Below are 23861 nucleotides of genomic sequence, written 5' to 3' on the forward strand. Positions count from 1 at the left end.
CGGCGCGGCCATCGTCATGTTTGAGAACTTGGCGCTTAGAACCGCCAGTAGCCACCGTCGATCTGCAATAGCTGACCGGTGTGATAGGCCGAGGCATCCGACAGAAGATAGCAGGCGATGCCGCCGAAATCTTCGGGCGCGCCCCAGCGGCGGGCAGGGATACGCTTGCCCGCGTTCTCGGCGAATTTCTGGTTCGCCATCGCGTCCTGCGTCATGTCGGTTGCGATCCAGCCCGGCAGGATCGCGTTCGCGGTGATCCCGTAGCGTGCGAATTCCACCGCCAGCGCATAGGTCATCGCGTTCAGCGCCCCCTTGGAGGCCGCGTAATGCTCGCTGCGCGCCGCGCCGGAAACCGAGGCAAGGCTCGACATGGCGACCAGACGCCCGCCGGTATCACCCTCTTCGGACCGTTCGACCATGTGGCGCAGCACGGCCTGATAGGTGTGATAGACGCCGTCGAGATTGACCGAAAGCACCCGCTTCCATTCCTCGGGCGTGATTTCCAGGAAGGACCGCGCCCCGCGCCCCGAGACGCCCGCATTGGCGAAACATCCATCGATCCGGCCAAAACGGCCAAGCGTCGCGGCCATCTGCGCATCGACCTCGTCCCGGTCGGCCACGTTGCAGACAAAGGCTTCGGCCTCGACACCATGCCCGCGAAGCTGCTCTATCGCCGCGGCGTTCTTGTCCGCATTGGTGCCCCAGATCGCAATGCTGGCCCCGGCGGCGGCCATCGCATCGGCCATGCCAAGGCCGATTCCGCCATTGCCGCCCGTGACAAGAGCCACCTTGCCGGTCAGGTCAAACGCAGGTTTCGTCATGTAATTCCTCCCTATTCCGCCGCTTGCTGGCGGGCATTCAATGATTGCATCGCTTTGGCGGCAATTTCAAATGAACGCAACCGGGCCTGCTGGTCGTGAATTTGGCCATTGAACATGATCTCATCGGGGGCGTAGCGGTTGATCAGGTCACTAATGCCTTTTTCAACAGTTTCCGGCGCGCCGGTGACCGAGACACTCAGCGCCTGATCGACCATCCGCACCATCGCCGGATCGACATGTTCGTTGATGTCGCGCACCGGGCGCGGCAGGGGGCCGGGTTGGCCGGTGCGCAACCGAACAAAGGCCAGCTGCATCGAGGTCTTTAGATAGGCGCCTGTTTCGTCATCCTCGGCCCCAAAGACATTGGCGGCAAGGATGAAATAGGGCTTGTCGAGCATGGCCGACGGCTTGAAGTGATCGCGATAGATCGCCACCGCCTGATCCAGCGCGGCGGGAGCGAAATGCGAGGCGAAGGCATAGGGCAGGCCAAGCTGCGCTGCCAGTTCAGCGCCGTAAAGGCTTGAGCCGAGGATATAGACCGGCACCTTGGTGCCCACGCCCGGTACGGCCATGATTGGCTGCCCCGGCGCCTTGTCGCCGAGATATCCCATCAGCTCGACCACATCGCGCGGGAACTCGTCGCTTTGGTTCATGTTGCGGCGGAGCGCCCATGCGGTCTTGCCATCGGTGCCGGGCGCGCGACCGAGCCCCAGATCGACGCGGTCGGGGTAGAGCGTCGCAAGGGTGCCGAACTGCTCGGCAATGACCAGCGGTGCGTGATTTGGCAGCATCACCCCGCCCGAGCCGACGCGGATCGTATTGGTGCCGCCCAGCACATGGCCGATCACCACAGAGGTCGCCGCCGAGGCGATGCCGGGCATGTTGTGATGCTCGGCCAGCCAGAACCGCGTGAAACCAAGCGCTTCGGCATGCTGCGCCAGCTTTAGCGTGCTGGCGAGAGAGTCGGCGGCGGTGCTGCCTTCGACGATGGGCGACAGATCGAGTACGGAAAATCGGGTCATGGGAGGCTCTCCTTGTTGGCATTAACCTAATGTCCCGGAAAGCGTGGTAAAAGGGGCCGCGTTCAAAGCAACTCGAGCAGCGCCTCGGGCGGGCGACCGATGACGGCGCGGCCTTCCTTGATCGCCAAGGGACGCTCGATCAGGATCGGATGCGCGGCCATCGCTGCCAGCAGCTTGCCGTTGTCGTCCCCTTTGGACAGGCCCTCTTCGCGAAACACTTTTTCGCCCGTGCGCATCATGTCGGCGACCGGTGGTTTGCCAAGCGCTTCCCACGCGGCGGTGATCTCGGCCAAGTCGGGCGCGTCCTCAAGGTATTTTCGCACGGTGAATTCCGCGCCTTTCTCCTCAAGCAGCGCCAGCCCTTGACGGGATTTGGAGCAGCGCGGGTTGTGCCAGTAGGTGATCATAGCCAATCATTCCTTTTGCTGCCGACCGAATCGGCCACGTTTGCGAAGCCATCCCGCGCCAGCAGGCGGTCGAGACCTGTTGCGATTTCGCCCACCAGTGCCAGACCGTGATAGACCAGCGCCGTATAGACCTGTACTGCCGACGCCCCGGCACAGATCTTGGCATACGCCTGCTCGGCCGAGCCGATGCCGCCGACGCCGATCAGCGGAATGGTCCCGTCCGTCATCTGGGATAGCTGCGCCAGAACGCGGGTCGATTTCTCGAACAGGGGCGCGCCGGAAAGTCCCCCGGTCTCGCCCGCATGGGCGCTTTTCAGACCTTCCCGCGACAGGGTCGTGTTGGTTGCGATGATCGCGTCGATCCCGGTGTCGCGGGCGACCTCGGCAATGTCCTGCAATTCGTTCGTTTCAAGATCCGGGGCGATCTTGAGGAACACTGGTATGGGCCGTGACAGCTCGGCACGCGCCTCCATTACACCGTTCAGCAGGGCGGTCAGCGCCGCCTTTCCCTGAAGATCGCGCAGCTTTTCAGTGTTGGGGGAGGAGACATTGACCGTGGCGAAATCAAGATGCGCCCCGCAATGGCGCAGCACGGTGGCGAAATCGCCCGCGCGATCCGCGCTGTCCTTGTTCGCGCCAAGGTTCAGACCGATCACAGCATCCTTCGGTCGGCCCGCAAGGCGCGCGCCGATGGCTTCCATCCCGTCATTGTTGAACCCGAAGCGATTGATCGCGGCGCGGTCCTCGCTCAGCCGGAAGAGGCGTGGCTTGGGGTTGCCGGGCTGCGGACGCGGCGTGGCGGCGCCGACCTCGATAAAGCCGAAACCTGACTGTGACAGCGGCGCGATAACGGTGGCGTTCTTGTCGAACCCAGCCGCGAGGCCGACCGGATTGGGCAGGTCGATCCCGGCAAGAGTGCAGCGCAAGCGCTCGGACGTGACCGGTCCCGGCTTGCGCGTCAGCCCGCTTTGCAGTGCGCGAACGGCCAGCCCATGTGCTGTTTCCGGATCGATCCGGTGCATGAAGGCAAGGCCAAGACGCTCGATCAGGCTCACGCCATGTCCTCCGGGAACAGGTGTACACCATCAACCAGCGGTAGCGGCTTGTGCCAGCTCACATCGTCGATCCGCAACGGGCGGTAGAGATGCGGAAACAGGGCGCCACCGCGCGAAGGTTCCCATTTCAGCGCATCGCCAAGCGAGTCTGCCTCGACTGCCAGCAGAACCAGCCCGTCGACCCCGGCGAAATGTTTCGCGGCGGTCTCGGCAGCCTGTTCGGCGGTCGAGAAATGAACAAACCCGTCGTCGATGTCGATCGGCGCGCCCAGCGTGGACCCATCGGCAACCAGCGCCTCCCATTCGGGGGAGCGGAATATCTTGTAGATCAGCATGGTTTGCAGATGCCGGTCTTTGACGATCCGGTCAAGAGTGCGCGCTTCTGCCCATGTAAAAGGCGTCTCGGGAGAGGGATTGGCGCGCGGTGCGAATTGCCCCTGCGACAAGCCGCATGAGAGCTTTGACAGGGCCAGCGGAAATGGCGCACCATTCGTGCATAACCAACCGGGAGAGTAATAATGATGAACCGATTCCTGATGTCTGCTGCGGCGCTTGGCCTAAGTGCCGGTGCGGCTGCCGCCGACTATTCCCTGACGATCCTGCATACCAACGATTTCCATGCCCGGTTCGAACCCATCAACAAGTACGACAGCGGCTGCTCTGCCGAGGACAACACAGAAGGCAAGTGTTTCGGCGGTTCTGCCCGCCTGATGAGCGCAATCCGCGATGCCCGTGCGCGGCTCGACAATTCTCTGCTAGTTGACGGCGGCGACCAGTTCCAAGGCACGCTGTTTTATACCTATTACAAGGGCAAACTGGCCGCCGAAATGATGAACAAGATGGGCTATGACGCGATGACCGTGGGCAACCACGAATTCGACGATGGGCCCGAAGTACTGCGCGGATTCATGGACGCGCTCGAATTTCCCATCCTCATGAGCAACGCCGATGTCAGTGGTGAGCCGCTGCTGGCCGATGTGCTCAAGAAATCCACCGTGATCGAAAAGAACGGCGAAAAGATCGGCCTGATCGGCCTGACTCCGCAGGATACGGATGAACTTGCAAGCCCCGGCCCGAACGTCATCTTTACCGTCCCCGCCGACGCGGTGCAGGGCGAGGTCGACAAGCTGACCGAGATGGGCGTGAACAAGATCATTGTGCTGTCGCATTCCGGTTATGGGGTTGATCTGGAACTGGCCGAGCAAACCACCGGTGTCGATGTGATCGTGGGCGGGCATACCAATACGCTCTTGGGCGATATGGAAAGCGCGGAAGGGCCTTATCCGACAATGGTGGGCGATACGGCGATCGTTTCGGCCTATGCCTACGGCAAGTTTCTCGGCGAGCTGAACGTTACCTTTGACGACGATGGCAAGGTGATCGAAGCAAGCGGCGCGCCGCTTCTGATGGATGCCGCCGTGGTCGAGGACGAGGCGACCGTTTCCCGGATCGTCGAGGCGGCCAAACCGCTGGACGAGATCCGCAACAAGGTGGTCGCCCAGACGGACGAGGCCATCGGCGGTGATCGTGAAACCTGCCGCAGCCAAGAATGCACAATGGGTAACCTGATCGCGGATGCGATGCTCGACCGGGTCAAGGATCAGGGCATCGACGTCGCGATCCAGAACGGCGGCGGTATCCGGGCCAGCATCGACGCGGGCGAGGTCACGATGGGCGAAGTGCTGACCGTGCTGCCCTTCCAGAACACGCTGTCGACCTTTCAGGTCACCGGCGCGACGCTTGTCGAGGCGCTGGAAAACGGCGTGAGCCAGATCGAGGAGGGCGCGGGACGTTTCGCGCAGGTCGCCGGCATGACCTATGCCTTTGACGCGTCCAAGCCTGCGGGCGAGCGTGTCAGCGACGTCATGATCGGCGGCGCGCCGGTCGAGATGGACAAGCTCTATGGAGTCGTGTCGAACAACTACGTGCGCGGCGGTGGCGACGGTTACAAGATGTTCACGGACGCTCAGAACGCCTATGACTTCGGGCCGGATCTTGCGGATGTGACGGCGGAGTATCTGGCCGAGAAAGCGCCCTACAAGCCCTATACGGACGGGCGCATCGCGGTGAAATAACTGCTGACGTTCTGCTGGAGAAGACAACGGGAACGGGGGCTTCGGCCTCCGTTTTCGTTTTGAACGCGCCGGATGCTTGCTGTCTGATCCTGCCGCTCGTCTACGATCCGTGAAAACGCAGGGGCTTGTCCTCTCCACGGAAATCGAGCGCTTTTTGTGCTATACTGTCCTCGCGTCAGCAGTGAGGGAGGAACTGTCATGGCTGAGCAAATGGAAAAGGCCGCCGCAGGTCAGATCACTGCCGAGGCCGCCGCTGTTTATGAAAGCTTCTTTGTTCCTGCGCTGTTTGGCCAGTTCGCGCCATGGCTGGTGGAGCTGTCCGGTGCCGGTCCGGGCGACAAGGTGCTGGATGTTGCGACAGGTACGGGCGTGGTCGCGCGTGTCGCGGCGGCCACGGGTGCCCGCGTGACGGCTGTCGACATCAACGAGGGCATGCTGACGGTCGCGCGCCGATATGCCCGCGAAGTCGATTTCATACCCGCAGCGGCCGAAAACCTGCCCTTTGACGACGGGCAGTTCGACGCGGTGCTGTGCCAGTTTGGGCTGATGTTCTTTGCCGACCGGCCCCGGGCGCTGACCGAAATGGCGCGGGTCTGCAAGCCGGGCGGAAAGGTTGCCGTCACCGTATTCGAGGCGTGGGAGAAATCCCCGGGCTATTGCGACCTGATCCCGTTGGTAGGTGAAGTGGTCGGCAATGACGGGGCCGAGGCGCTCAAGGCGCCGTTTTGTCTTGGCGAGGGCGAGGCGTTCGAAGAAGTGCTCGACAAGGGCGGGCTGCCGCATGTGCAGATTTCCCGAAAGGTCGGGATGGTCCGGCATGCCTCGTTAAATGATTGGCTTGACACGGAAATCGGCGGCTGGACTCTGGCAGGCATGGTGGACGCGCCGATGATGGTGACGCTTAAGGAAAAAGCACGAGAGCGGCTGGCAGGCTATGTTGGGGCCGACGGGAGCGTATCCTTTGAGGCACCCGCGTTGTTCGCGGTCAGCACCATTGAGGCGTAACCCTTCAGTCGTCTTCAATCTCCGGCCAAAGCGCCGGATCAAGTTCGTCGATGAACTCACGCAGCATGGGCTCATGCGCCTTCCACCCTCCGACCGAGCGTCGATGCACGGGTTGGCGGATCTGCGCCGCGCTCATGGTGAGAACCTGACCGGCGGATTCGTTCGGGCGGGCCATCGCGGCATCCCATTCCAACCCGCACCAGTCGGCGAGGGTGCGGCTGGCGCTGTCGATGTCGCTGACCATCTCTTCGTAGGAGAGGTCAAGGATCTGGCCGGGCAGCACCCTGTGCCAGTGGGCCATCATCCGCGCATAGGTGTTGAAGCGGCGGGCCATCGCCTGCTGGTCATAGGTGTAATCGAGCGCCCGTCCGGTGAACCGGCCACGCCACATGGAAAGCGCGATATCGCGCGGATCGCGGCGCATATTGATGATCCGGCATTCGGGGTGCGCGGTCTTGAGAAAACCGATAAGCCTATAGTTTTCCGGCATTTTATCGACGAAGGCCCGCGTGCCGTCGGAAAGCGGCGGCAGGGCCGCGGCTTCTATCCTGCGAAAGGCGTCGGCGTCGAATTCGGCATCTGAATCGATCAGAGGATAGATCGCGATACCGGCGGTGGCACGTTCGCCCAAGGCGATGACACGCGGATGCGCGCCAAGCACCGCTTCGGCAAGGGTCGTGCCGGAGCGCGGCAGGCCGAGAACGTAGATCGGGCGCGGACCGTTTTCGTTCCCGCCCTGCGTCGAAAGTGTCAGCGGGGCGGGGAACCGCGCGAGGATCTTGTCGTTGAACGAGTCGTCCGCCTCGCTGTCAAAGGGGCGCAGGGCGGCCATGTTCCGGTTCGCGTCCCGCAGCCATTCTGCGGCCTGTTCGCTGTCGCCCTGCTGCTGCGCCACGCGGGCCTGCGCAAAGGCCAGCGCCGCGCGGGTCTCGCTGTTCTTGGGCGCTTTCTTGTAGGCACGTCGTACCGCGGGGCCAAGCGTCTCGTTCGCGTCGGCATCGTTCAGCGCCACAAGCTGTTCGTAGGCTTCGCCGTTCAGCGGATCGATCTCAATCGCTGCGGCAAAAGCGGCCTTTGCCTCGTCGGTCTGGCCCGCCTCAACCATGGTCATCCCCAGCCGCAGGCGCGCGGCGAGATGGCCGGGGGCAAGAGCCACGGCGCGGCGGACGGCCTCGGTCGCCTCATCCACGCGAAGCTGGCGCGCGAGCGGCAGGCTGATATTTACCAGCGTTTCCACGTCATTCGGGTTCAGCGCCAGCGCTTTCTCGAAAGCCTCCAATGCCTCTGCGGGCTGGCCGAGCCTGTCATGCAGAAGCCCGCGCAGGTTATGATTACGCGCCTGTTTCGCGTCGATCGAAATGGCCTGTTCGATGTCTTCAAGCGCCTGCTCCAATTGCCCGGTCTGCAACCGCGCCTGCGCCAGCAGATACCAGACCGCCCCGTCGCGCGGGGTTTCTCGCACCAGCCGGGCAAGCTGGGTTTCGGCCGGGGCGAACTGGCCAAGCAGGATCATCGTCTGGGCGAGGTTCTTGCGCGCATCGCTGAAATCCGCGCTGAGGTTCAGAGCCTTTTTGAAATACTGGATGCCTTCGGCGTATTTCCCGTTACCGCAGAGTGCGATGCCCGCGATATTGGGAAACTCGGGCTGGGTCTTGTGACGGCCCATGGCTTTTCGGGCGGCGTCATAGGCAGCTTTCTGTCGGCCACCCTGAAGCAGCGTCATACATGTCGTCAGGTCAGACTGAACTGTCATGGAACTGTCATTTGCCTTAATTGGCGGAAGACACAATCGCGTTTTCGATGTTCTGCCGTTTCCCGCCGAATTTTATCAAGTGATTGCTTTGTTAAGATGCTTTATTGATCCCATCTATCGGCTTTACTAAGCGGCATGTAAATCTAGACTGTAGGATATGTGCGGTAGATTTGCAGTCACCCTGCCTCCGGATGCGATGGCCCAGCTTTTCGCGGCCAAGCCTGCTAATGCCTTGCCCCCAGTGCCGAATTTCAATGTCTGCCCGACAAATCAGGTACATGTGATTCTGGGCGAAGACAGCGGTCGGCGGCTGGTCTCGATGCGCTGGGGGTTCCTGCCGCACTGGTACAAGGCCGAGAATGACGGCCCGCTGCTGATCAATGCGCGCGCCGAGACGGTGGCGGACAAACCTGCCTTTAAATCCGCCTGTCGTGAGCGGCGTTGCCTGATCCTTGCGACCGGTTTTTTTGAATGGACCAAGGATGAGAAGGGCAACCGTTTGCCGTGGTATTTCCAGCGTCAGGATGGTGAACCGATTGCCTTTGGCGGCATCTGGCAAAGCTGGGGAAAGGACGACCCGCAGGACACCTGCGCCATTGTCACGACGGCGGCGAACAAGCGCGTTTCAGAGCTGCATCACCGCATGCCGCTGATCGTGGAGCCGGAGAACTGGCCGCTCTGGCTGGGGGAGGCGGGCCGCGGGGCGGCCCGGCTTATGGTGCCGGGGGACGAGGACGTGCTGAGCTGGTATCGGGTCGATCCCAAGGTCAATTCCAACCGGGCCAGCGGGCCGGAGCTGATCGAGCCGATCTGAGCAAAAAAAGGGGGTGATATCGATGCACAACCTGTACACCCCCTGTACATCGGCGGTGCACTGCTCCAGCCGTTCGGCACCGATCAGTCGTCGGGGCGCGTGAGTTCGAACAGGTCGGTCACGCGGGTGTAGTCACGATACCCAAGACGCGACAGTGGATGGAACGTGGTTATGTCGAAACGGCCATCGACCAGGCAGTTGTCGCGAATATGGACACCGGTGACTTCGCCCAGCACAAGACGGTTGGCTTCGCCCGGCAGGTCGATGATCCGGGTCAGCTTGCATTCCAGCGCGGCGGGCGTGCCGGCGACGCGGGGGCAGTTGATGGTTTCGCATTCCTCGAAATCGAGCCCGGCGACTTTGAATTCATCCTCCTCCTTGGGGAGGTTCATGGAGGTCTCGTTCATCGCGTTGCGCATTTCGTATTCGACGATGTTGACACAGAACACGCCGGTCTCGCGGATATTGGCGACGCTGTCCTTGGTGCCGTCCTGATCGTCCTTGGCGCTGGTCGAGGAAAACATCACCTGCGGCGGGAAATAGGCGATGGCGTTGAAAAAGGAATAGGGCGCAAGGTTGTTCTGCCCTGCGGCGTTGCGGGTCGAAATCCAGCCGATCGGGCGTGGCGTGATGATCGCGTTGAACGGGTTATGGGGCAGGCCGTGGCCATCTTCGGGACGATAGAACATTAGATAACTCCTGACGTTTGCCCTAGGGATAGCGGCGTGATACGCGGATTGCCACCAAATAGACTTAAAGAAAGCCAGCCTCTCCCGTGTCTGCCCCTTTGATCGACATGCATCCGGAACTTGCGAGCGACTGGTGGGAGGTCGAAGCGCTTTTTGATCTGTGTTTCGCGCCGGGCCGGACCGCCCTTTCTTCGTACCGGCTGCGCGAGGATGTGCCGCCGGTTGCGGGCCTCTCGACGGTTGCGCGCGATGCGCAGGGCATTCTCGCCGGGGCGATCCGGTACTGGCCGGTCCGAATCGGTGCGGCGCGGTCGCTGTTGCTCGGGCCGGTCGCTGTGCACCCGACGCATCAGGGCGAAGGGCTGGGGGCGCTGCTGATCCAGGGAACCTTGCAAAAAGCCGCCGAAACCGGGTGGGAGCGTGTCATGCTGGTGGGTGATGCGCCCTATTATTCGCGCTTCGGGTTCGAGCGGCTGGATGACGTGCATATGCCGCCGCCAACCAACCCCGACCGGGTGCTTGGGCGGGCTTTGATCGACGATGCATGGCTGGGCATCAGCGGAGATGTGACCCGCTGGGACGCATAACTTGATTGAAATGCCGCGCATTCGTGCCAATCTTATCGGGAAGCCGGGAGGGTTTGGCATGAATGACATCGTGATGGCACGGCCAGTGGACGCCGAGGCAGAGCTTGACAGGCTGGCAAAGCGTTACCGCGCCGCAAGCGGGATTGGTATGCGGCTGCTGAACGTGCTCGGCAGCCGTGCCGAGAACCTGCTGGACCGTCTGCCCACCCCGATCCGCAACAGCATGGAAGGCGCGACCCAGGCAGCGCTGAAAGTCGCGATGGAGGGCGCGCGCCAGTCGCGCCGGCAGGTGCCGGACCAGAAGGCGTGGATCAACACCGCGATGACCACCGCCATGGGCGCCGCCGGGGGCATGGGCGGATTGCCGACCGCGATGATCGAGCTTCCGGCGACGACCACCGTTCTGATGCGCGCGATACAGGGCGTTGCAGCCGAGAACGGGTTCAACCCCGACGAGGAAAGCGTACAGTTCGACTGTCTTCGGGTCTTTGCCGCCGCGGGGCCGCTGGAGCAGGACGACGGGGCCGACCTTTCCTTTGTCACCCTGCGGCTGACCCTGACCGGCCCGACGATGCACCGGATGATCGCGGCGGTTGCGCCGAAACTGGCAACCGTGCTTGGCCAGAAACTGGCGGCCCAGACCGTGCCACTTTTGGGGGCCGTGGCCGGGGCGACGACGAATTACCTCTTTACCAGCTACTATCAGGAAATCGCGCAGGTGCATTTCGGCCTGCGCCGGCTGGCAATCGATGCGGACATCCCCGAGGCGGAACTCGTGACCCGTCTCAACCAGCGGATGCGCAAGCATCTGCGCTAGGGCGGGGCACCTTTGTGCCCTGGCAACCACCGTCGGATTTTTCACGCCTGATCCGAGAAATTGCGTGAAATGGAAGACGTGGCATTGTAGCTTTTTCTGACAGGGAAAAACCCGCAGGAAGTGGGAAGACCAGATGATAAGACAATTGCCGATGCGCATCCGCGCGACGCACAAAAGCGACGTACGCACCCAGTTCGGTGCGCTCTGCTACCGCGTGGAAAACGGCAAGGTCAAAATCCTTCTTATTACGTCGCGCCGGAGCAAACGCTGGATCATTCCCAAGGGCTGGCCCATCGACAAGCTGACTCCGGCGCGATCCGCCGCCCGCGAAGCATGGGAAGAGGCGGGCGTGATTGGTGCTGCCGTCAACCAGTGTGTCGGGCTTTATGCCTATAACAAGACCAGCGCCCAGAATGGAACGCTGCCGTGTGTCGTCATGGTTTACCCGGTACGTGTCAAATCCCTCGACCCGGAATTTCCAGAGCAAAATCAACGGCGTGTAAAGTGGTTTTCGCCCAAGAAAGCCGCGGCGCGTGTGGTCGAGCCAGAACTGGCGCGGATTTTGCGGGACTTTCGTCCGCAGCAGTTGCGCTGACAGGTCTTGATCTTAACAATTCAACAAATAATTAAAGTAGAACGGTTTAACTTGGCACGACCATGATTCAATACGCCTTGAAATGCTCGAACGGGCACACATTCGACAGCTGGTTCCAGTCCGCCAGCGCCTTTGACCGGCTTGCCGGAGCGGGGATGGTGGAATGCAGCGTTTGCGGCGGATCTGACGTCGAAAAGGCGATGATGACGCCGCGTGTCGGTGCCGCGCGCGAAGGGCAAAAGGCGGCGCCGTCGCTGGCCAAGGAACGCAGCCCGGCGGAACAGGCGCTGGCCGAATTGCGCAAGAATATCGAGAAAAACGCAAGCTACGTCGGTGACAAGTTCGTGAGCGAAGCCCGCGCGATGCATGCAGGCGAGGCCCCTGAACGCGCCATTTATGGCGAGGCACGGCTGGACGAGGCCAAGAAGCTGGTCGATGAAGGCGTGCCGGTCGCGCCTCTCCCTTTCCTCCCAACCAGAAAAGCGAACTGATGAAAGTTTTGATCACCGGAGGTAATCGCGGCATCGGGCAGGCGATTGCAAATGTGTATCGCGACGCCGGAGAGACGGTGATCGCCACGGCGCGCGACACGTCGGGCGATGCCAAGCTGGACGTCACCGATCCGGAATCGCATCGCCATCTGGCGCAAGCGCTGACCGGAGAGCCGCTCGATCTGCTCGTATGCAACGCGGGTGTTTATCTCGACAAGGGGCAAAAGCTTGACGACGGGTTCGCGCCCGAGCTCTGGGCCGACATGTTCGCAGTCAACGTGACCGGTGTCTTCCTGACGATCCAGTCGCTGCTGCCAAGTCTGCGCATGGCGCTGGCCCCGAAAATCGCGATCATTTCCTCGCAGATGGCCTCGCAGGAGCGTGCGCCGGGCGGCAGTTATATCTATCGCGCGTCAAAGGCGGCGGCGCTGAACCTTGGCCGTAACCTTGCCACCGACCTGCGGGGTGAAGGCATCGCCGTCGGCATCTATCACCCCGGTTGGGTACGCACCGATATGGGCGGCGGCACGGCCGATATCGAGGTGGATGAGGCGGCCCGGGGGCTGAAATCGCGTTTCGAGGTGCTGTCGGTCGAGACCACCGGTTGTTTCGAGACATGGGACGGGCGCGCGCATCCGTTCTGATTGCGACTTTCGCGCATGTAAAACCTGTTGCCCTTGGTGTTTACCGCAAGTAAAGCGGGCGCGTTCTTAGGCACGAAGGAAGTAACATGCCCGTTCTCGTGATGAAATTCGGGGGCACCTCGGTGGCAACGCTTGATCGCATCAAGCGGGCGGCAAAACGCGTCGGTGTCGAAGTCGCCAAGGGCTATGACGTCATCGTCATCGTTTCCGCCATGTCGGGCAAGACCAACGAGCTGGTCGGCTGGGTGAATGAGACCTCTCCGATGTACGATGCGCGTGAATACGACGCGGTCGTGTCGAGCGGAGAAAACGTGACCGCCGGGCTGATGGCGCTGACGCTTCAGGAAATGGACGTGCCCGCACGCAGCTGGCAGGGCTGGCAGGTGCCGGTCAAGACCACGTCGAGCCATTCCGCCGCGCGGATCGAGGAAATCCCGACCGAGAATATCATGGGCCGGTTCGAGCAGGGCATGCGCGTGGCCGTTGTCGCAGGCTTTCAGGGCGTGAGTCCCGAGGGACGGATCACCACGCTGGGACGGGGCGGGTCGGATACGACCGCCGTGGCCTTTGCGGCGGCCTTTGGTGCGGAACGCTGCGATATCTACACGGATGTGGATGGCGTTTATACGACTGATCCGCGCATCTGCGAAAAAGCCCGCAAGCTTGACAGGATCGCCTTTGAAGAGATGCTCGAACTGGCATCGCTTGGGGCCAAGGTGCTTCAGACCCGCTCGGTCGAGCTCGCCATGCGCTACAAGGTGCGCCTGCGGGTGTTGTCGAGCTTTGAGGAACAGTCGGACGAAGCGGGAACGCTTGTCTGTGATGAGGATGAGATTATGGAATCCAATGTAGTCGCCGGTGTTGCCCATTCCCGTGACGAGGCGAAGATGACGCTCTTGTCGGTTGCCGACCGTCCGGGCATCGCCGCCACGATCTTTACCGCTCTGTCCGAAGCGAATGTGAACGTCGACATGATCGTGCAGAACATCTCGGAAGAGGGTCGCACGGACATGACCTTTTCCTGCCCGACCGATCAGGTCGCCCGAGCCGACAAGGCGCTGGCTGCGGCCAAGGCGGATGGCGTGCTGAACTTCTCGGAACTGGTGGCCGACACGAACGTGTGCAAGGTTTCGGTTGTCGGGATCGGCATGCGCTCGCACACGGGCGTGGCGGCCAAGATGTTCCGTGTCCTGTCCAATGAGGCGATCAACATCAAGGTGATCACGACCTCCGAGATCAAGATTTCGGTTCTGATCGATCGCAAGTACATGGAGCTGGCCGTTCAGGCGCTGCATGACGCTTTCGAACTGGACAAGGCAGGCTGACCCGCCGCATCGGCGCGCTGGAAATTTCTTGAAGAAAATTCGGAAAAAATTGCGATCAATTTTTTTGCGTATTGGCGCCGGTGTTGGGTTTTCTCTGGCAATCTTCGGGCCTTCCGCCACGGAAATCCATTTCGCTTTTCCGCGTCATGTGTTCTATAGGCTTCGGTCGGGCTGAACGCCCGGAGGTTGCATAGGACACCTGTCGCCAGAATGGCTGAACGCATGGAAACCGAAAGCCGCAAGCTTTTGCGGCGGTTGCGAGACACGATGGCCAGCGATGTGGCCGGGCAGGCGCGACTGGATCAGATCACCCATCTGATTGCCGACAGCATGGGGTCCGAGGTCTGCTCCGTCTACCTTTTCAGGGACGAGGAAACGCTGGAGCTCTGCGCGACCGAAGGTCTGAAGCCCGAGGCCGTTCACCAGACCCGTATGCGGCTGGGCGAGGGTCTTGTCGGGCGGGTGGCGCGTACTGGGCAAGTGGTGAATACACCCGATGCCCCGGCGGCCAAGGGGTTCCGCTATATGCCGGAAACCGGGGAAGAGCGGTATTCCTCATTCCTTGGCGTGCCGATTCAGCGGCTTGGCGAAAAGCTGGGCGTGCTGGTGGTGCAGTCCCGCGATGCGCGGGAGTTTTCCGAAGACGAGCAATACGCGCTGGAAGTGGTGGCGATGGTGCTGGCCGAGATGACCGAGCTTGGCGCCTTTATCGGTGAGGGTGCGGCGTTGTCGGCGCGCCATCAGCAGGCCGTCCTTTTGCGCGGAACGACCGGTCAGGAAGGCGCGGCCGAGGGTCATGTCTGGCTGCATGAACCTCGTGTGGTGGTCGCCAACCCGATCTCGGACGACCCTCAGAGCGAGCTGGTGCGTCTTACCGAGGCCGTCGACCAGTTGAGGGTCGGCGTCGACCGGATGCTTGAGATGTCCCTGACCGGGGACAAGGACCAGCTTCAGGTGCTCGAAGCCTATCGCATGTTCGCCAATTCCAAGGGCTGGATGCGGCGAATGGAGGAAGATATCAGCCGGGGTCTTTCCGCCGAAGCTGCCGTGGAAAAGGAACAGTCGCAGGCGCGGGCCCGGATGCAGCAGGTGCAGGACGCCTATCTGCGAGAGCGGCTTTCGGATCTGGACGACCTCTCGAACCGGTTGTTGCGCATCCTGACCGGGCAGGGGAGCGAGACCGGGGCAGAGATGCCACCCGATCCGATCCTGATCGCGCGCAACATTGGGCCCGGGGATCTGCTTGAGTATGGGCGCAAATTGCGTGGCATCGTGCTCGAGGAAGGGTCGGTCGGCTCGCACGCGGCCATTGTTGCGCGGGCCTTGGCTATTCCGCTGGTGGTTCATGCGAGCCGGATCACCACCGAGGCGCTGAACGGCGATCACATCATGGTCGATGGCGATCAGGGCGTGGTGCATCTGCGCCCGGACGATACGGTGGTCAGCGCTTTCCGCGACAAGATCGCGATGCTGGCACAGGCGCAAGAACGGTTCAGTTCGATCCGCGGGTTGCCGGCCGAAACCAAGTGCGGCCGCACGATCGGGATGCATATGAATGCCGGGCTGATGGCGGATCTACCGTCGTTGGAAAGTTCGGGCGCCGAGGGGGTCGGGCTTTTCCGCACGGAATTGCAGTTTTTGGTGCGCAACCAGATGCCAAAACGGTCGGAACTGAGCGCGCTTTATGCGCGGGTTCTGGATTCGGCCAAGGGCAAGCGGGTGGTCTTCCGGACGCTGGATATCGGGTCGGACAAGGTGCTGCCCTATATGAAACCCAATGACGAGCCGAACCCGGCGCTGGGCTGGCGGGCGATCCGGGTGGGGCTCGACAAGCCGGGCGTGATGCGGATGCAGTTGCAGGCGCTGATCCGGGCGGCGGCGGGACGTCCGCTGACGCTGATGTTCCCGTTTATCGCGCAGTTCGAGGAATATACCGCGGCGCGGGCCGAACTCGACAAGACCATCGCCCGAGAGGAACGTCTGGGCCATGTGCTGCCGGAATCCATCGAAATCGGCGCAATGCTCGAGACGCCTTCGTTGGCCTTTGCGCCCAAGAAGTTCTTTGACGAAGTCGGGTTCCTGTCGATTGGCGGCAACGATCTGAAGCAGTTCTTTTTTGCCGCCGACCGGGAAAATGAACGCGTGAGGAGGCGCTATGACACGCTGAACGTCAGCTTCCTGAGCCTGATCGACAAGGTGGTGCAGCGCTGTCGGGAATCGAACACGCCGCTGTCTTTCTGCGGAGAAGACGCGGGCCGACCGATTGAAGCCCTGTGCCTTGCGGCCATCGGGGTTGAAACCCTGTCGATGCGTCCGGCGTCGATTGGTCCGGTCAAGAGCCTGCTGCGGCGGGTGAACCTTGACGAAGCGCGCGAGGTCATTTGGGACGCGCGCGAAAGAGGTGAGCAATCGGTGCGCCCGGCCATCGTGGAATGGCTGCGCAGCCAGAACGGTAATTAAATTTCCAGCCTGACCCGGTGGTTCGGCGCGAAATGCGTTGTGACCAGCGTTGCGGCATGGTCGCCGGGGCCAAAGGTGCTGCGCTGCATGCAGAGCAGGGCAGTGCCGAGGGAGCAGCCGAGTTGTTCCGCCTCGAAATCACCCGCGGGCGCGGCGCTATAGTCCAGCGTGCCATGTGAAAACGGCGCGTGCTGGACAAGCCATTCGTTCGGGCTGGTTTTTTCCAGATCGGCGGTCTCGAATCCCGGCGCGGCGGGCAGATGCACCCAGCGGTCTTCCAGCGCGAAGGGGTGACCGTCGGCCAGGTAGAGCGTCTGGACCCGTTCCACCGGGGCATCATCCGACAGACCCAGCGCCGCGCGAAGGGGGCTGGGCATTTTCGACCGGCTGCGCGACAGGATGCGATGGGCGAAACGCTGGCCGCGCGCCTCGATTTCCTCGCGCAAAAGCGGGATGGCCAACTGGGCGCGGCGTTGCGGGGCGCGGGCCACGCGGGTACCGGCCTTGCGGCGGCGTTCGAGCCAGCCTGCCTCGGCCAGCGCGCGCAGGGCCCGGTTGACCGTGGCGCGCGAACAGCCGAATTCCTCGGCCAGATCCGCTTCGTTCGGGATCAGCGTGTCGGGTGCCCACTCGCGGCTGTGAATGCGGCGCAGCGCTTCCTTGTGGATGTCCTGCCAGCTTTGCGCCATCACATGACCTCGGCCAAGCGCGAGAGGCAGGCGCGGTAGTCTGCGGTGATGGTCTCGCGGGCGATGTGGCGGCGATTTTGCACGACGTGTCGCCCCGCGGACCATACATCGCGCACCAGCCGGTCGTCGCGGGCAAAAATCCATGTGTCGAGGATCTGATCGCCGCTGCGCCCGATGAGGTCGGCATCATCCGCATCCAGCGCGATGAGATCGGCAAGATATCCCGGCGCGATACGGCCGGAGTTGCGCCCAATGGCTTGTGCGCCGCCTGCCGTGGCCGCGTCGAACAGGCGTCGGCCCGTGCTGCCGCCGGGCGCGGCGAGAACGGCGCGGCCCTTGTCACGCAGCCGCTGGGAATATTCGAGCTGACGGAGTTCTTCGGCAAGGGAGATGCGGATGTTGCTGTCCGAGCCGATCCCGATGGCCCCGTTGCTCTCCAGCCAGCGCACCCCGTCGAAAATCCCGTCGCCCAGCGAGGATTCGGTCAGCGGGCAGAGACCGGCCACTGCGCCGCTCTGCGCCAGCGCGGCGGTTTCATGCGGCTCCATCTGGGTGCAATGGATCAGGCACCAGTTGTCATCCGGCGGGCAATGCTCGAGCATCCATTCTACCGGGCGCGCTCCATAGGCGGCCTTGATCTCATCCACTTCGGCGACCTGTTCAGCAAGATGCATGTGGATCGGGCTGCTGGATTTGGCCAACTCTGCCAGTGCGTTACGGGTGACGGCCCGGAGAGAATGAGGTGCGACACCGATCCTTGCGTCATCAGGAAGCGCGCTTAGCGCCTTGGCTGCCTGCGCGTGCAGATCCTGGAAGCGGTCAAGATCATTGCCAAAGCGGATCTGGCCGGGGCCAAGCGGGCGTCCGTCGACGCCGCCCTGTTCGTAGAGCACCGTAAGAAGGGTCAGACCGATGCCTGTTTTGCTGGCGGCGGCGCAGATCGCGGCGCTCGTCTCGGCGAGGTTGGCATAAGGCGCGCCGCCCGGCTGGTGGTGCAGGTAGTGGAATTCGCCGCTGGCAGCACAGCCGGATTCCAGCATCTCCATCTGCACCTGCGCGGTGATGGCGCGGATGTCTTCGGGGGTGAGCCGGTCGAGAAAGCGGAACATGAGCTGCCGCCATGTCCAGAAACTGTCGCGCCCCGACGGCCCGCGCGTTTCCGTCAGCCCCGCCATCGCGCGCTGGAACGCATGGGAATGCACGTTCGCCGGGGCGGGGAGGAGAATACCAACGTGATGATCGGGGCTTTCGCCGCCGAACTGCGCAATCGTGCCATCCGGCGCAAGGGTGAGCGTGACATCTGTCTGCCACCCGTCGGCAAGCAAGGCGGCGCCGGCATGGATAACTGTCATTTGGACTCTCTTGACGACTCAATTATGTCTATACATAAAGTTATTAAAGTAGACATAAAAGGTCAATCAGGGATGGTGCATCGAGTTCTGAGCGGGGTGCGGATCGCGACGATGACCGGCGGCGGTTACGGGCTGATCGAACATGGGGTGATTGCCCTGCGGGACGGAGTGATCGCCCATGTGGGTCAGGGAATCCCCGAGGATTTCGCAGGCGTGACGCCCGAGGATATGGGCGGGCGGCTGGTCACGCCGGCGCTGATCGATTGCCACACGCATCTGGTGTTTGGCGGCAACCGTGCGCTGGAATTCGAAATGCGGCTGAACGGTGCGAGCTATGAGGAGGTGGCGCGCGCCGGGGGCGGTATCGTTTCGACAGTGCGCGACACGCGGGCGGCGGGTGAGACGGCGCTTGTCGAGGGGGCGCTGGCGCGGCTTGACGCGCTGATCGCCGAAGGGGTCTGCGTGGTCGAGGTGAAGTCCGGCTATGGTCTCGACCTCGATACCGAATTGCGGATGCTGCGGGCGGCGCGGACATTGGGCGTGCGGCGCAACGTGGCGGTGCGGACCTCATTCCTGGGCGCACACGCGGTTCCGGCGGAATACAAGGATCGCCCTGATGCCTATCTCGACGAGGTCTGTATCCCCACGCTCAAGGCCGCCCACGCCGAGGGGCTGGTCGATGCGGTGGACGGGTTCTGCGAGGGAATTGCTTTTGACTGCAAGCAGATCGCGCGCGTCTTTGATGTCGCCAAGGAACTGGGCCTGCCGGTAAAGCTCCACGCGGAGCAACTGTCCCATCTTGGCGGTACGGCCTTGGCGGCGGAATACGGGGCGCTGTCGGCCGATCACGTGGAATACGCGAATGAGGAGGACGCGCGGGCGCTGGCGGCCGCGGGAACCGTCGCCGTGCTGCTGCCCGGGGCGTTTTACACGCTGCGCGAGACGCAGGTGCCGCCAGTACAGGCGTTTCGGGATCACGGGGTGGCGATGGCGCTGGCGACTGATTGCAATCCGGGCTCCTCGCCGCTGGCCTCGCTGTTGTTGACACTCAACATGGGCTGCACGCTGTTCCGCCTGACGCCCGAAGAGGCGCTGGCCGGGGTGACCTGCCACGCCGCCCGCGCGCTGGGCCTGACGGATCGCGGAGAGATCGCGCCGGGATACCGCGCGGATCTGGCAGTCTGGGATGTCGAAACACCGGGCGAGCTTGCCTATCGGATCGGGTTCAACCCGCTTTATGCCCGCATCATTGGAGGTGAAGGATGATCGTGACACCGGGGCAGGTTTCCCTGTCGGATCTTGAGCGCATCTATCGCGATGAAACGCCCGTGCGCCTTGCGGATGAGGCACGCCCAAAGGTCGAGGCGGCGGCGGAACTGGTAGCCAAGGCGGCAGCGGCAAGCGCGCCGGTCTATGGGGTGAACACCGGTTTCGGCAAGCTCGCGAGCCGCAAGATCGCCCCGCAAGATACCGCAAAGCTTCAGGAAAACCTGATCCTGTCCCATTGCTGCGGCGTCGGCGCGCCGCTGTCTGAACGGCTGACGCGGCTGATGATGGTGCTTAAGCTGATGTCGCTGGGGCGTGGGGCTTCGGGCGTGCGCTGGGACATCTGTGCGCTGATCGAAGGGATGCTGGAGGCGGGGGTTACGCCGGTCGTGCCGCATCAGGGATCGGTCGGGGCGTCCGGCGATCTGGCGCCGCTGGCCCATATGACGGCGGTTCTGATCGGGGCGGGCGAGGCGTTTTACAAAGGGGAACGTCTGGCCGGTGGAGTCGCGCTTGAAAAGGCAGGGCTGACGCCGGTTGTTTTGGGGGCGAAAGAGGGGCTCGCGCTTATCAACGGCACGCAGTTTTCCACGGCCTGTGCGCTGGCCGGGTATTTCGAGGCCGAACGGGCGGTGCAGAATTCGATCATCATCGCCGCGCTGTCGACCGATGCGATCATGGGCTCTACCGCGCCGCTGACGCCGGAAATTCATGCCCTGCGCGGCCATAAGGGCCAGATCGACGTGGCGGCGCGGATGCGGGCGCTGATGGCGGGCTCGGAAATTCGCGAAAGCCATCGTGACAATGACACCAGGGTGCAGGATCCGTATTGCATCCGGTGCCAACCGCAGGTGGTCGGCGCGGCGTGGGACGTGATCCGACGCGCGGGGCAAACTCTTGAAATCGAAGCGAATGCGGTGACGGATAACCCGCTTGTGCTTGTCGAAACCGGGCAGATCGTATCGGGCGGGAATTTCCACGCGGAACCGGTGGGCTTTGCCGCCGACGATATCGCGCTGGCGCTTGCCGAGATCGGGGCCATCGGGCAACGCCGTGTCGCGCTGATGGTCGATCCGACGCTGAGCTATGACCTTCCACCGTTTCTGACGCCCGATCCGGGGCTGAATTCCGGCTTTATGATCGCCGAAGTGACCACGGCGGCGCTGATGAGCGAGAACAAGCATCTGGCCAACCCATGTGTGACCGACAGCACGCCGACCTCGGCCAACCAGGAAGATCACGTGAGCATGGCGGCACATGGGGCGTTCCGGCTGTTGCGGATGATCGAGAACCTGAACGTCATACTGGGGATCGAGGCGCTTTGCGCGGCGCAGGGGGTCGAGGCGCGGGCACCGTTGCAAACTTCGGTGTCGCTCGGCAAGGTTATCAAAAGGTTAAGGCAAGATATTCAACCTTTAGTTGATGATCGATTCCTCGCGCCGGACATCGAAACCGCTTCCGCTCTGGTCCGCGATGGTGCCTTCCCGGAGGTCGTGGCATGATCGAAGTTCAACGCGGAGAGGGGCCGATCGTTCTGGGCCTGCCGCATACTGGCACCAATCTGCCCGAGGAGATCGCCGCGCGGCTGAACGAGCGCGGGCTGGCGATGGCGGACACGGACTGGCATATCCATCGGCTATATGACGGGCTGCTTGGCGGGGTGACGACGGTGCGCACGCCGATCCACCGCTATGCCATTGATGTTAATAGGGGACCTGACGATTCAAGCCTGTATCCGGGGCAGAATACAACGGGTCTTTGCCCGGTGACGGATTTCGACGGTAATCCAATATATCGGAAAGGCGAAGAGCCGGATCCGGATGAGATCGAACGCCGGAGAGGGCGCTATCACGCTCCGTATCATGATGCCCTGTCCGCTGAATTACAGCGCGTGAAGGGTATCCACGGCGTTGCGGTCTTGTACGATTGCCACTCAATCAGGTCATGGATTCCCTATTTGTTCGACGGCAAATTGCCGGATCTCAACATTGGGACCAATACCGGCCAAAGCTGCGATCCGCTTGTGGAAAACTGTGTGGATAAGATTTGCAGCTCAACTCAGGGTTACACGTCGATCCTTAACGGAAGGTTTAAGGGAGGCTGGACAACGCGCCATTATGGAAGACCTTTCGAGGGTTTTCATGCGATCCAGATGGAGCTGGCGCAATCGACCTATATGACGGAATCCGCGCCCTGGACCTATCTGCCTGAGAAAGCCGGTCCAACCCGTGACGTGCTTTCGGAAATCCTTCACTCCTTGCAAACTCTCGCCCTATCCGGAGACCTGACATGACCAATCCGCGCCATAATATCCGCGATATTTTTCCGCCCACCGGGCCCGAGATCACCGCCAAAAGCTGGTTGACCGAAGCGCCGATGCGGATGCTGATGAACAATCTGCATCCCGATGTCGCTGAAAATCCGCATGAGCTGGTGGTTTACGGCGGCATCGGTCGGGCCGCGCGTACGTGGGAAGATTTCGATCGTATCGTCGACGCGCTGAAAGAGCTTGAAGCGGATGAGACGCTGCTTGTGCAGTCGGGCAAGCCCGTTGGCGTGTTCAAGACCCATGAGAACGCCCCGCGCGTATTGATCGCGAATTCGAACCTCGTGCCGCATTGGGCGAACTGGGATCACTTTAACGAGCTCGATAAAAAGGGGCTGGCCATGTACGGCCAGATGACGGCCGGGTCGTGGATTTACATTGGCACGCAAGGGATTGTGCAGGGAACCTATGAGACATTCGCCGAGGCCGGTCGTCAGCATTACGGCGGGGACCTGACGGGGAAATGGATCCTGACGGGCGGTCTTGGCGGCATGGGCGGGGCGCAGCCGCTGGCCGCTGTTTTTGCCGGGGCCTGCTGTCTGGCGGTAGAGTGCAATCCTGACAGCATCGATTTCCGGCTGCGCACGAAATACCTCGACGAAAAGGCGGAAACGCTGGACGAGGCGCTGGAGATGATCGAGCGCTGGACCAAGGCGGGCGAGGCGAAGTCGGTCGGTCTGCTTGGCAATGCGGCGGATGTTTTTCCGGAACTGGTTCGGCGCATGAACGAAGGCGGCATCCGCCCGGATATGGTGACCGATCAAACCAGCGCGCATGACCCGCTGAACGGGTACTTGCCGCAGGGCTGGGGCATGGCCGAATGGCGCGAAAAGCGCGAAAGCGATCCGAAAGCGGTGGAAAAGGCCGCGCGGGCCAGCATGAAAACCCATGTGGCTGCGATGGTCGATTTCTGGAACGCAGGCGTGCCGACGCTCGATTATGGCAATAATATCAGGCAGGTGGCCTTGGACGAGGGGCTGGACAATGCCTTTGCCTTTCCGGGTTTCGTGCCCGCTTATATCCGGCCGTTGTTCTGCCGGGGCGTCGGGCCGTTCCGCTGGTGTGCGCTCTCGGGCGATCCGGAGGACATTTACAAGACGGACCAGAAGGTCAAAGAGCTGATCCCCGATGACGAGCATCTGCACCAGTGGCTCGACATGGCGCGTGAACGGATCGCGTTCCAGGGGCTGCCCGCACGGATTTGCTGGGTCGGGCTTGGGCAGCGGCACCGGTTGGGGCTGGCGTTCAACGAAATGGTCCGCAATGGCGAGTTGAAAGCGCCGGTGGTGATCGGGCGCGATCACCTTGACAGTGGGTCGGTCGCGTCGCCCAACCGGGAAACAGAAGCGATGAAAGACGGATCCGATGCGGTGTCGGACTGGCCGCTGCTGAATGCGCTGCTGAACACGGCGAGCGGGGCGACATGGGTGTCGCTGCATCACGGCGGCGGTGTCGGTATGGGATTTAGCCAGCATTCCGGCATGGTGATCTGCTGCGACGGGTCCGAAGAGGCCGATAAACGGCTTGAACGCGTGCTTTGGAACGACCCGGCGACGGGTGTGATGCGCCATGCGGATGCGGGATATGACATCGCGCTTGATTGCGCGCGCGAGCAGGGGCTGAACCTGCCGGGTATCCTCGGCTGATCGGTTTGTGAAATCGCAGGGA

General features: G+C 62.3%; 23 protein-coding genes. 14 read left to right on the top strand and 9 right to left on the bottom strand.

What is annotated here, in order from left to right:
• Positions 1 to 35: 35 nt before the first annotated feature.
• The 5 genes from ACU0FH_RS19655 to ACU0FH_RS19675 form a co-directional block, all read right to left on the bottom strand.
• Positions 36 to 821, bottom strand: a complete 786-nt coding sequence (locus tag ACU0FH_RS19655; RefSeq protein ID WP_446196425.1) for an SDR family NAD(P)-dependent oxidoreductase — start codon at positions 819 to 821, stop codon at positions 36 to 38.
• 11 nt (positions 822 to 832) lie between these two features.
• Complete coding sequence (locus ACU0FH_RS19660) at positions 833 to 1843, bottom strand: LLM class flavin-dependent oxidoreductase (protein ID WP_446196426.1); 1011 nt, start codon at positions 1841 to 1843, stop codon at positions 833 to 835.
• Positions 1844 to 1905: 62 nt separating this feature from the next.
• On the bottom strand, positions 1906 to 2250 hold the full coding sequence (gene arsC, locus ACU0FH_RS19665) for an arsenate reductase (glutaredoxin) (RefSeq protein ID WP_446196427.1): 345 nt from the start codon (positions 2248 to 2250) through the stop codon (positions 1906 to 1908).
• Positions 2247 to 3305 (bottom strand): quinone-dependent dihydroorotate dehydrogenase, encoded by a 1059-nt coding sequence (locus ACU0FH_RS19670; RefSeq protein ID WP_446196428.1) that lies wholly within the window; start codon positions 3303 to 3305, stop codon positions 2247 to 2249. The genes arsC and ACU0FH_RS19670 overlap by 4 nt, the downstream gene beginning before the upstream one ends.
• The gene (locus tag ACU0FH_RS19675; protein ID WP_446196992.1) at positions 3302 to 3640 is read right to left on the bottom strand and encodes a DUF952 domain-containing protein; all 339 of its coding nucleotides are present in this window, start codon (positions 3638 to 3640) and stop codon (positions 3302 to 3304) included. The genes ACU0FH_RS19670 and ACU0FH_RS19675 overlap by 4 nt, the downstream gene beginning before the upstream one ends.
• Before the next feature lie 186 nt (positions 3641 to 3826).
• On the opposite strand from ACU0FH_RS19675, the gene ACU0FH_RS19680 reads away from it, so the two are divergent.
• Positions 3827 to 5380 carry a bifunctional metallophosphatase/5'-nucleotidase gene (locus ACU0FH_RS19680; RefSeq protein ID WP_446196993.1) on the top strand — a complete coding sequence of 518 codons (1554 nt, stop codon included), beginning with the start codon at positions 3827 to 3829 and terminating at the stop codon, positions 5378 to 5380.
• A gap of 198 nt (positions 5381 to 5578) precedes the next feature.
• Positions 5579 to 6385 carry a class I SAM-dependent methyltransferase gene (locus ACU0FH_RS19685; protein ID WP_446196429.1) on the top strand — a complete coding sequence of 269 codons (807 nt, stop codon included), beginning with the start codon at positions 5579 to 5581 and terminating at the stop codon, positions 6383 to 6385.
• 4 nt (positions 6386 to 6389) lie between these two features.
• Here the strand turns inward: ACU0FH_RS19685 and ACU0FH_RS19690 are convergent, their stop codons facing one another.
• Positions 6390 to 8138 carry a tetratricopeptide repeat-containing sulfotransferase family protein gene (locus tag ACU0FH_RS19690; RefSeq protein ID WP_446196430.1) on the bottom strand — a complete coding sequence of 583 codons (1749 nt, stop codon included), beginning with the start codon at positions 8136 to 8138 and terminating at the stop codon, positions 6390 to 6392.
• Between the two features lie 157 nt (positions 8139 to 8295).
• On the opposite strand from ACU0FH_RS19690, the gene ACU0FH_RS19695 reads away from it, so the two are divergent.
• Complete coding sequence (locus ACU0FH_RS19695) at positions 8296 to 8952, top strand: SOS response-associated peptidase (protein WP_446196431.1); 657 nt, start codon at positions 8296 to 8298, stop codon at positions 8950 to 8952.
• Positions 8953 to 9035: 83 nt separating this feature from the next.
• On the opposite strand, the gene ACU0FH_RS19700 is transcribed toward ACU0FH_RS19695, so the two are convergent.
• On the bottom strand, positions 9036 to 9641 hold the full coding sequence (locus ACU0FH_RS19700) for a flavin reductase family protein (RefSeq protein WP_446196432.1): 606 nt from the start codon (positions 9639 to 9641) through the stop codon (positions 9036 to 9038).
• A gap of 107 nt (positions 9642 to 9748) precedes the next feature.
• Between ACU0FH_RS19700 and ACU0FH_RS19705 the strand changes: the two genes are divergently transcribed.
• The 7 genes from ACU0FH_RS19705 (at position 9749) to ptsP (ending at position 16560) form a co-directional block, all read left to right on the top strand.
• Positions 9749 to 10228 carry a GNAT family N-acetyltransferase gene (locus tag ACU0FH_RS19705; RefSeq protein ID WP_446196994.1) on the top strand — a complete coding sequence of 160 codons (480 nt, stop codon included), beginning with the start codon at positions 9749 to 9751 and terminating at the stop codon, positions 10226 to 10228.
• Between the two features lie 58 nt (positions 10229 to 10286).
• Complete coding sequence (locus ACU0FH_RS19710; RefSeq protein ID WP_088633930.1) at positions 10287 to 11045, top strand: EcsC family protein; 759 nt, start codon at positions 10287 to 10289, stop codon at positions 11043 to 11045.
• A 133-nt stretch (positions 11046 to 11178) separates the two neighbouring features.
• Positions 11179 to 11640: an NUDIX hydrolase gene (locus ACU0FH_RS19715; RefSeq protein ID WP_446196433.1), complete on the top strand. Its 462-nt coding sequence runs from the start codon at positions 11179 to 11181 to the stop codon at positions 11638 to 11640.
• Between the two features lie 62 nt (positions 11641 to 11702).
• Positions 11703 to 12131, top strand: coding sequence for a DUF1178 family protein (locus ACU0FH_RS19720; protein ID WP_446196434.1), 429 nt, complete (start codon positions 11703 to 11705; stop codon positions 12129 to 12131).
• Positions 12131 to 12775 carry an SDR family NAD(P)-dependent oxidoreductase gene (locus tag ACU0FH_RS19725; protein WP_446196435.1) on the top strand — a complete coding sequence of 215 codons (645 nt, stop codon included), beginning with the start codon at positions 12131 to 12133 and terminating at the stop codon, positions 12773 to 12775. Before ACU0FH_RS19720 ends, ACU0FH_RS19725 begins: the two co-directional genes overlap by 1 nt.
• An 86-nt stretch (positions 12776 to 12861) precedes the next feature.
• Positions 12862 to 14100 (top strand): aspartate kinase, encoded by a 1239-nt coding sequence (locus ACU0FH_RS19730; RefSeq protein WP_088633684.1) that lies wholly within the window; start codon positions 12862 to 12864, stop codon positions 14098 to 14100.
• A 210-nt stretch (positions 14101 to 14310) separates the two neighbouring features.
• Positions 14311 to 16560, top strand: coding sequence for a phosphoenolpyruvate--protein phosphotransferase (gene ptsP, locus ACU0FH_RS19735; protein ID WP_446196436.1), 2250 nt, complete (start codon positions 14311 to 14313; stop codon positions 16558 to 16560).
• Here the strand turns inward: ptsP and ACU0FH_RS19740 are convergent.
• Positions 16557 to 17249, bottom strand: coding sequence for a GntR family transcriptional regulator (locus ACU0FH_RS19740; RefSeq protein WP_446196437.1), 693 nt, complete (start codon positions 17247 to 17249; stop codon positions 16557 to 16559). The genes ptsP and ACU0FH_RS19740 overlap by 4 nt on opposite strands.
• Positions 17249 to 18601: a formimidoylglutamate deiminase gene (locus ACU0FH_RS19745; protein ID WP_446196438.1), complete on the bottom strand. Its 1353-nt coding sequence runs from the start codon at positions 18599 to 18601 to the stop codon at positions 17249 to 17251. The genes ACU0FH_RS19740 and ACU0FH_RS19745 overlap by 1 nt, the downstream gene beginning before the upstream one ends.
• Positions 18602 to 18673: 72 nt before the next feature.
• Between ACU0FH_RS19745 and hutI the strand changes: the two genes are divergently transcribed.
• The 4 genes from hutI to hutU are packed head-to-tail and all read left to right on the top strand — an operon-like array spanning position 18674 to position 23839.
• On the top strand, positions 18674 to 19867 hold the full coding sequence (hutI, locus tag ACU0FH_RS19750) for an imidazolonepropionase (RefSeq protein ID WP_446196439.1): 1194 nt from the start codon (positions 18674 to 18676) through the stop codon (positions 19865 to 19867).
• A complete protein-coding gene (gene hutH, locus ACU0FH_RS19755) occupies positions 19864 to 21369 on the top strand; it encodes a histidine ammonia-lyase (protein ID WP_446196440.1) in 1506 nt (501 codons plus the stop codon). The genes hutI and hutH overlap by 4 nt, the downstream gene beginning before the upstream one ends.
• On the top strand, positions 21366 to 22160 hold the full coding sequence (gene hutG, locus ACU0FH_RS19760; protein WP_446196441.1) for an N-formylglutamate deformylase: 795 nt from the start codon (positions 21366 to 21368) through the stop codon (positions 22158 to 22160). The genes hutH and hutG overlap by 4 nt, the downstream gene beginning before the upstream one ends.
• On the top strand, positions 22157 to 23839 hold the full coding sequence (hutU, locus tag ACU0FH_RS19765) for a urocanate hydratase (protein WP_446196442.1): 1683 nt from the start codon (positions 22157 to 22159) through the stop codon (positions 23837 to 23839). The genes hutG and hutU overlap by 4 nt, the downstream gene beginning before the upstream one ends.
• Positions 23840 to 23861: the final 22 nt, after the last annotated feature.

It is taken from the genome of Heliomarina sp., assembly GCF_052826185.1.

Bases quoted from the DNA above. Each gene is read 5' to 3' on its own strand.
- ACU0FH_RS19655 (WP_446196425.1), bottom strand. From the start codon at position 821: ATGACGAAACCTGCGTTTGACCTGACCGGCAAGGTGGCTCTTGTCACG.
- ACU0FH_RS19660 (WP_446196426.1), bottom strand. From the start codon at position 1,843: ATGACCCGATTTTCCGTACTCGATCTGTCGCCCATCGTCGAAGGCAGC.
- arsC (WP_446196427.1), bottom strand. From the start codon at position 2,250: ATGATCACCTACTGGCACAACCCGCGCTGCTCCAAATCCCGTCAAGGG.
- ACU0FH_RS19675 (WP_446196992.1), bottom strand. From the start codon at position 3,640: ATGCTGATCTACAAGATATTCCGCTCCCCCGAATGGGAGGCGCTGGTT.
- ACU0FH_RS19680 (WP_446196993.1), top strand. From the start codon at position 3,827: ATGAACCGATTCCTGATGTCTGCTGCGGCGCTTGGCCTAAGTGCCGGT.
- ACU0FH_RS19685 (WP_446196429.1), top strand. From the start codon at position 5,579: ATGGCTGAGCAAATGGAAAAGGCCGCCGCAGGTCAGATCACTGCCGAG.
- ACU0FH_RS19690 (WP_446196430.1), bottom strand. From the start codon at position 8,138: ATGACAGTTCAGTCTGACCTGACGACATGTATGACGCTGCTTCAGGGT.
- ACU0FH_RS19695 (WP_446196431.1), top strand. From the start codon at position 8,296: ATGTGCGGTAGATTTGCAGTCACCCTGCCTCCGGATGCGATGGCCCAG.
- ACU0FH_RS19700 (WP_446196432.1), bottom strand. From the start codon at position 9,641: ATGTTCTATCGTCCCGAAGATGGCCACGGCCTGCCCCATAACCCGTTC.
- ACU0FH_RS19705 (WP_446196994.1), top strand. From the start codon at position 9,749: ATGCATCCGGAACTTGCGAGCGACTGGTGGGAGGTCGAAGCGCTTTTT.
- ACU0FH_RS19710 (WP_088633930.1), top strand. From the start codon at position 10,287: ATGAATGACATCGTGATGGCACGGCCAGTGGACGCCGAGGCAGAGCTT.
- ACU0FH_RS19715 (WP_446196433.1), top strand. From the start codon at position 11,179: ATGATAAGACAATTGCCGATGCGCATCCGCGCGACGCACAAAAGCGAC.
- ACU0FH_RS19720 (WP_446196434.1), top strand. From the start codon at position 11,703: ATGATTCAATACGCCTTGAAATGCTCGAACGGGCACACATTCGACAGC.
- ACU0FH_RS19725 (WP_446196435.1), top strand. From the start codon at position 12,131: ATGAAAGTTTTGATCACCGGAGGTAATCGCGGCATCGGGCAGGCGATT.
- ACU0FH_RS19730 (WP_088633684.1), top strand. From the start codon at position 12,862: ATGCCCGTTCTCGTGATGAAATTCGGGGGCACCTCGGTGGCAACGCTT.
- ptsP (WP_446196436.1), top strand. From the start codon at position 14,311: ATGGCTGAACGCATGGAAACCGAAAGCCGCAAGCTTTTGCGGCGGTTG.
- ACU0FH_RS19740 (WP_446196437.1), bottom strand. From the start codon at position 17,249: ATGGCGCAAAGCTGGCAGGACATCCACAAGGAAGCGCTGCGCCGCATT.
- ACU0FH_RS19745 (WP_446196438.1), bottom strand. From the start codon at position 18,601: ATGACAGTTATCCATGCCGGCGCCGCCTTGCTTGCCGACGGGTGGCAG.
- hutI (WP_446196439.1), top strand. From the start codon at position 18,674: ATGGTGCATCGAGTTCTGAGCGGGGTGCGGATCGCGACGATGACCGGC.
- hutH (WP_446196440.1), top strand. From the start codon at position 19,864: ATGATCGTGACACCGGGGCAGGTTTCCCTGTCGGATCTTGAGCGCATC.
- hutG (WP_446196441.1), top strand. From the start codon at position 21,366: ATGATCGAAGTTCAACGCGGAGAGGGGCCGATCGTTCTGGGCCTGCCG.
- hutU (WP_446196442.1), top strand. From the start codon at position 22,157: ATGACCAATCCGCGCCATAATATCCGCGATATTTTTCCGCCCACCGGG.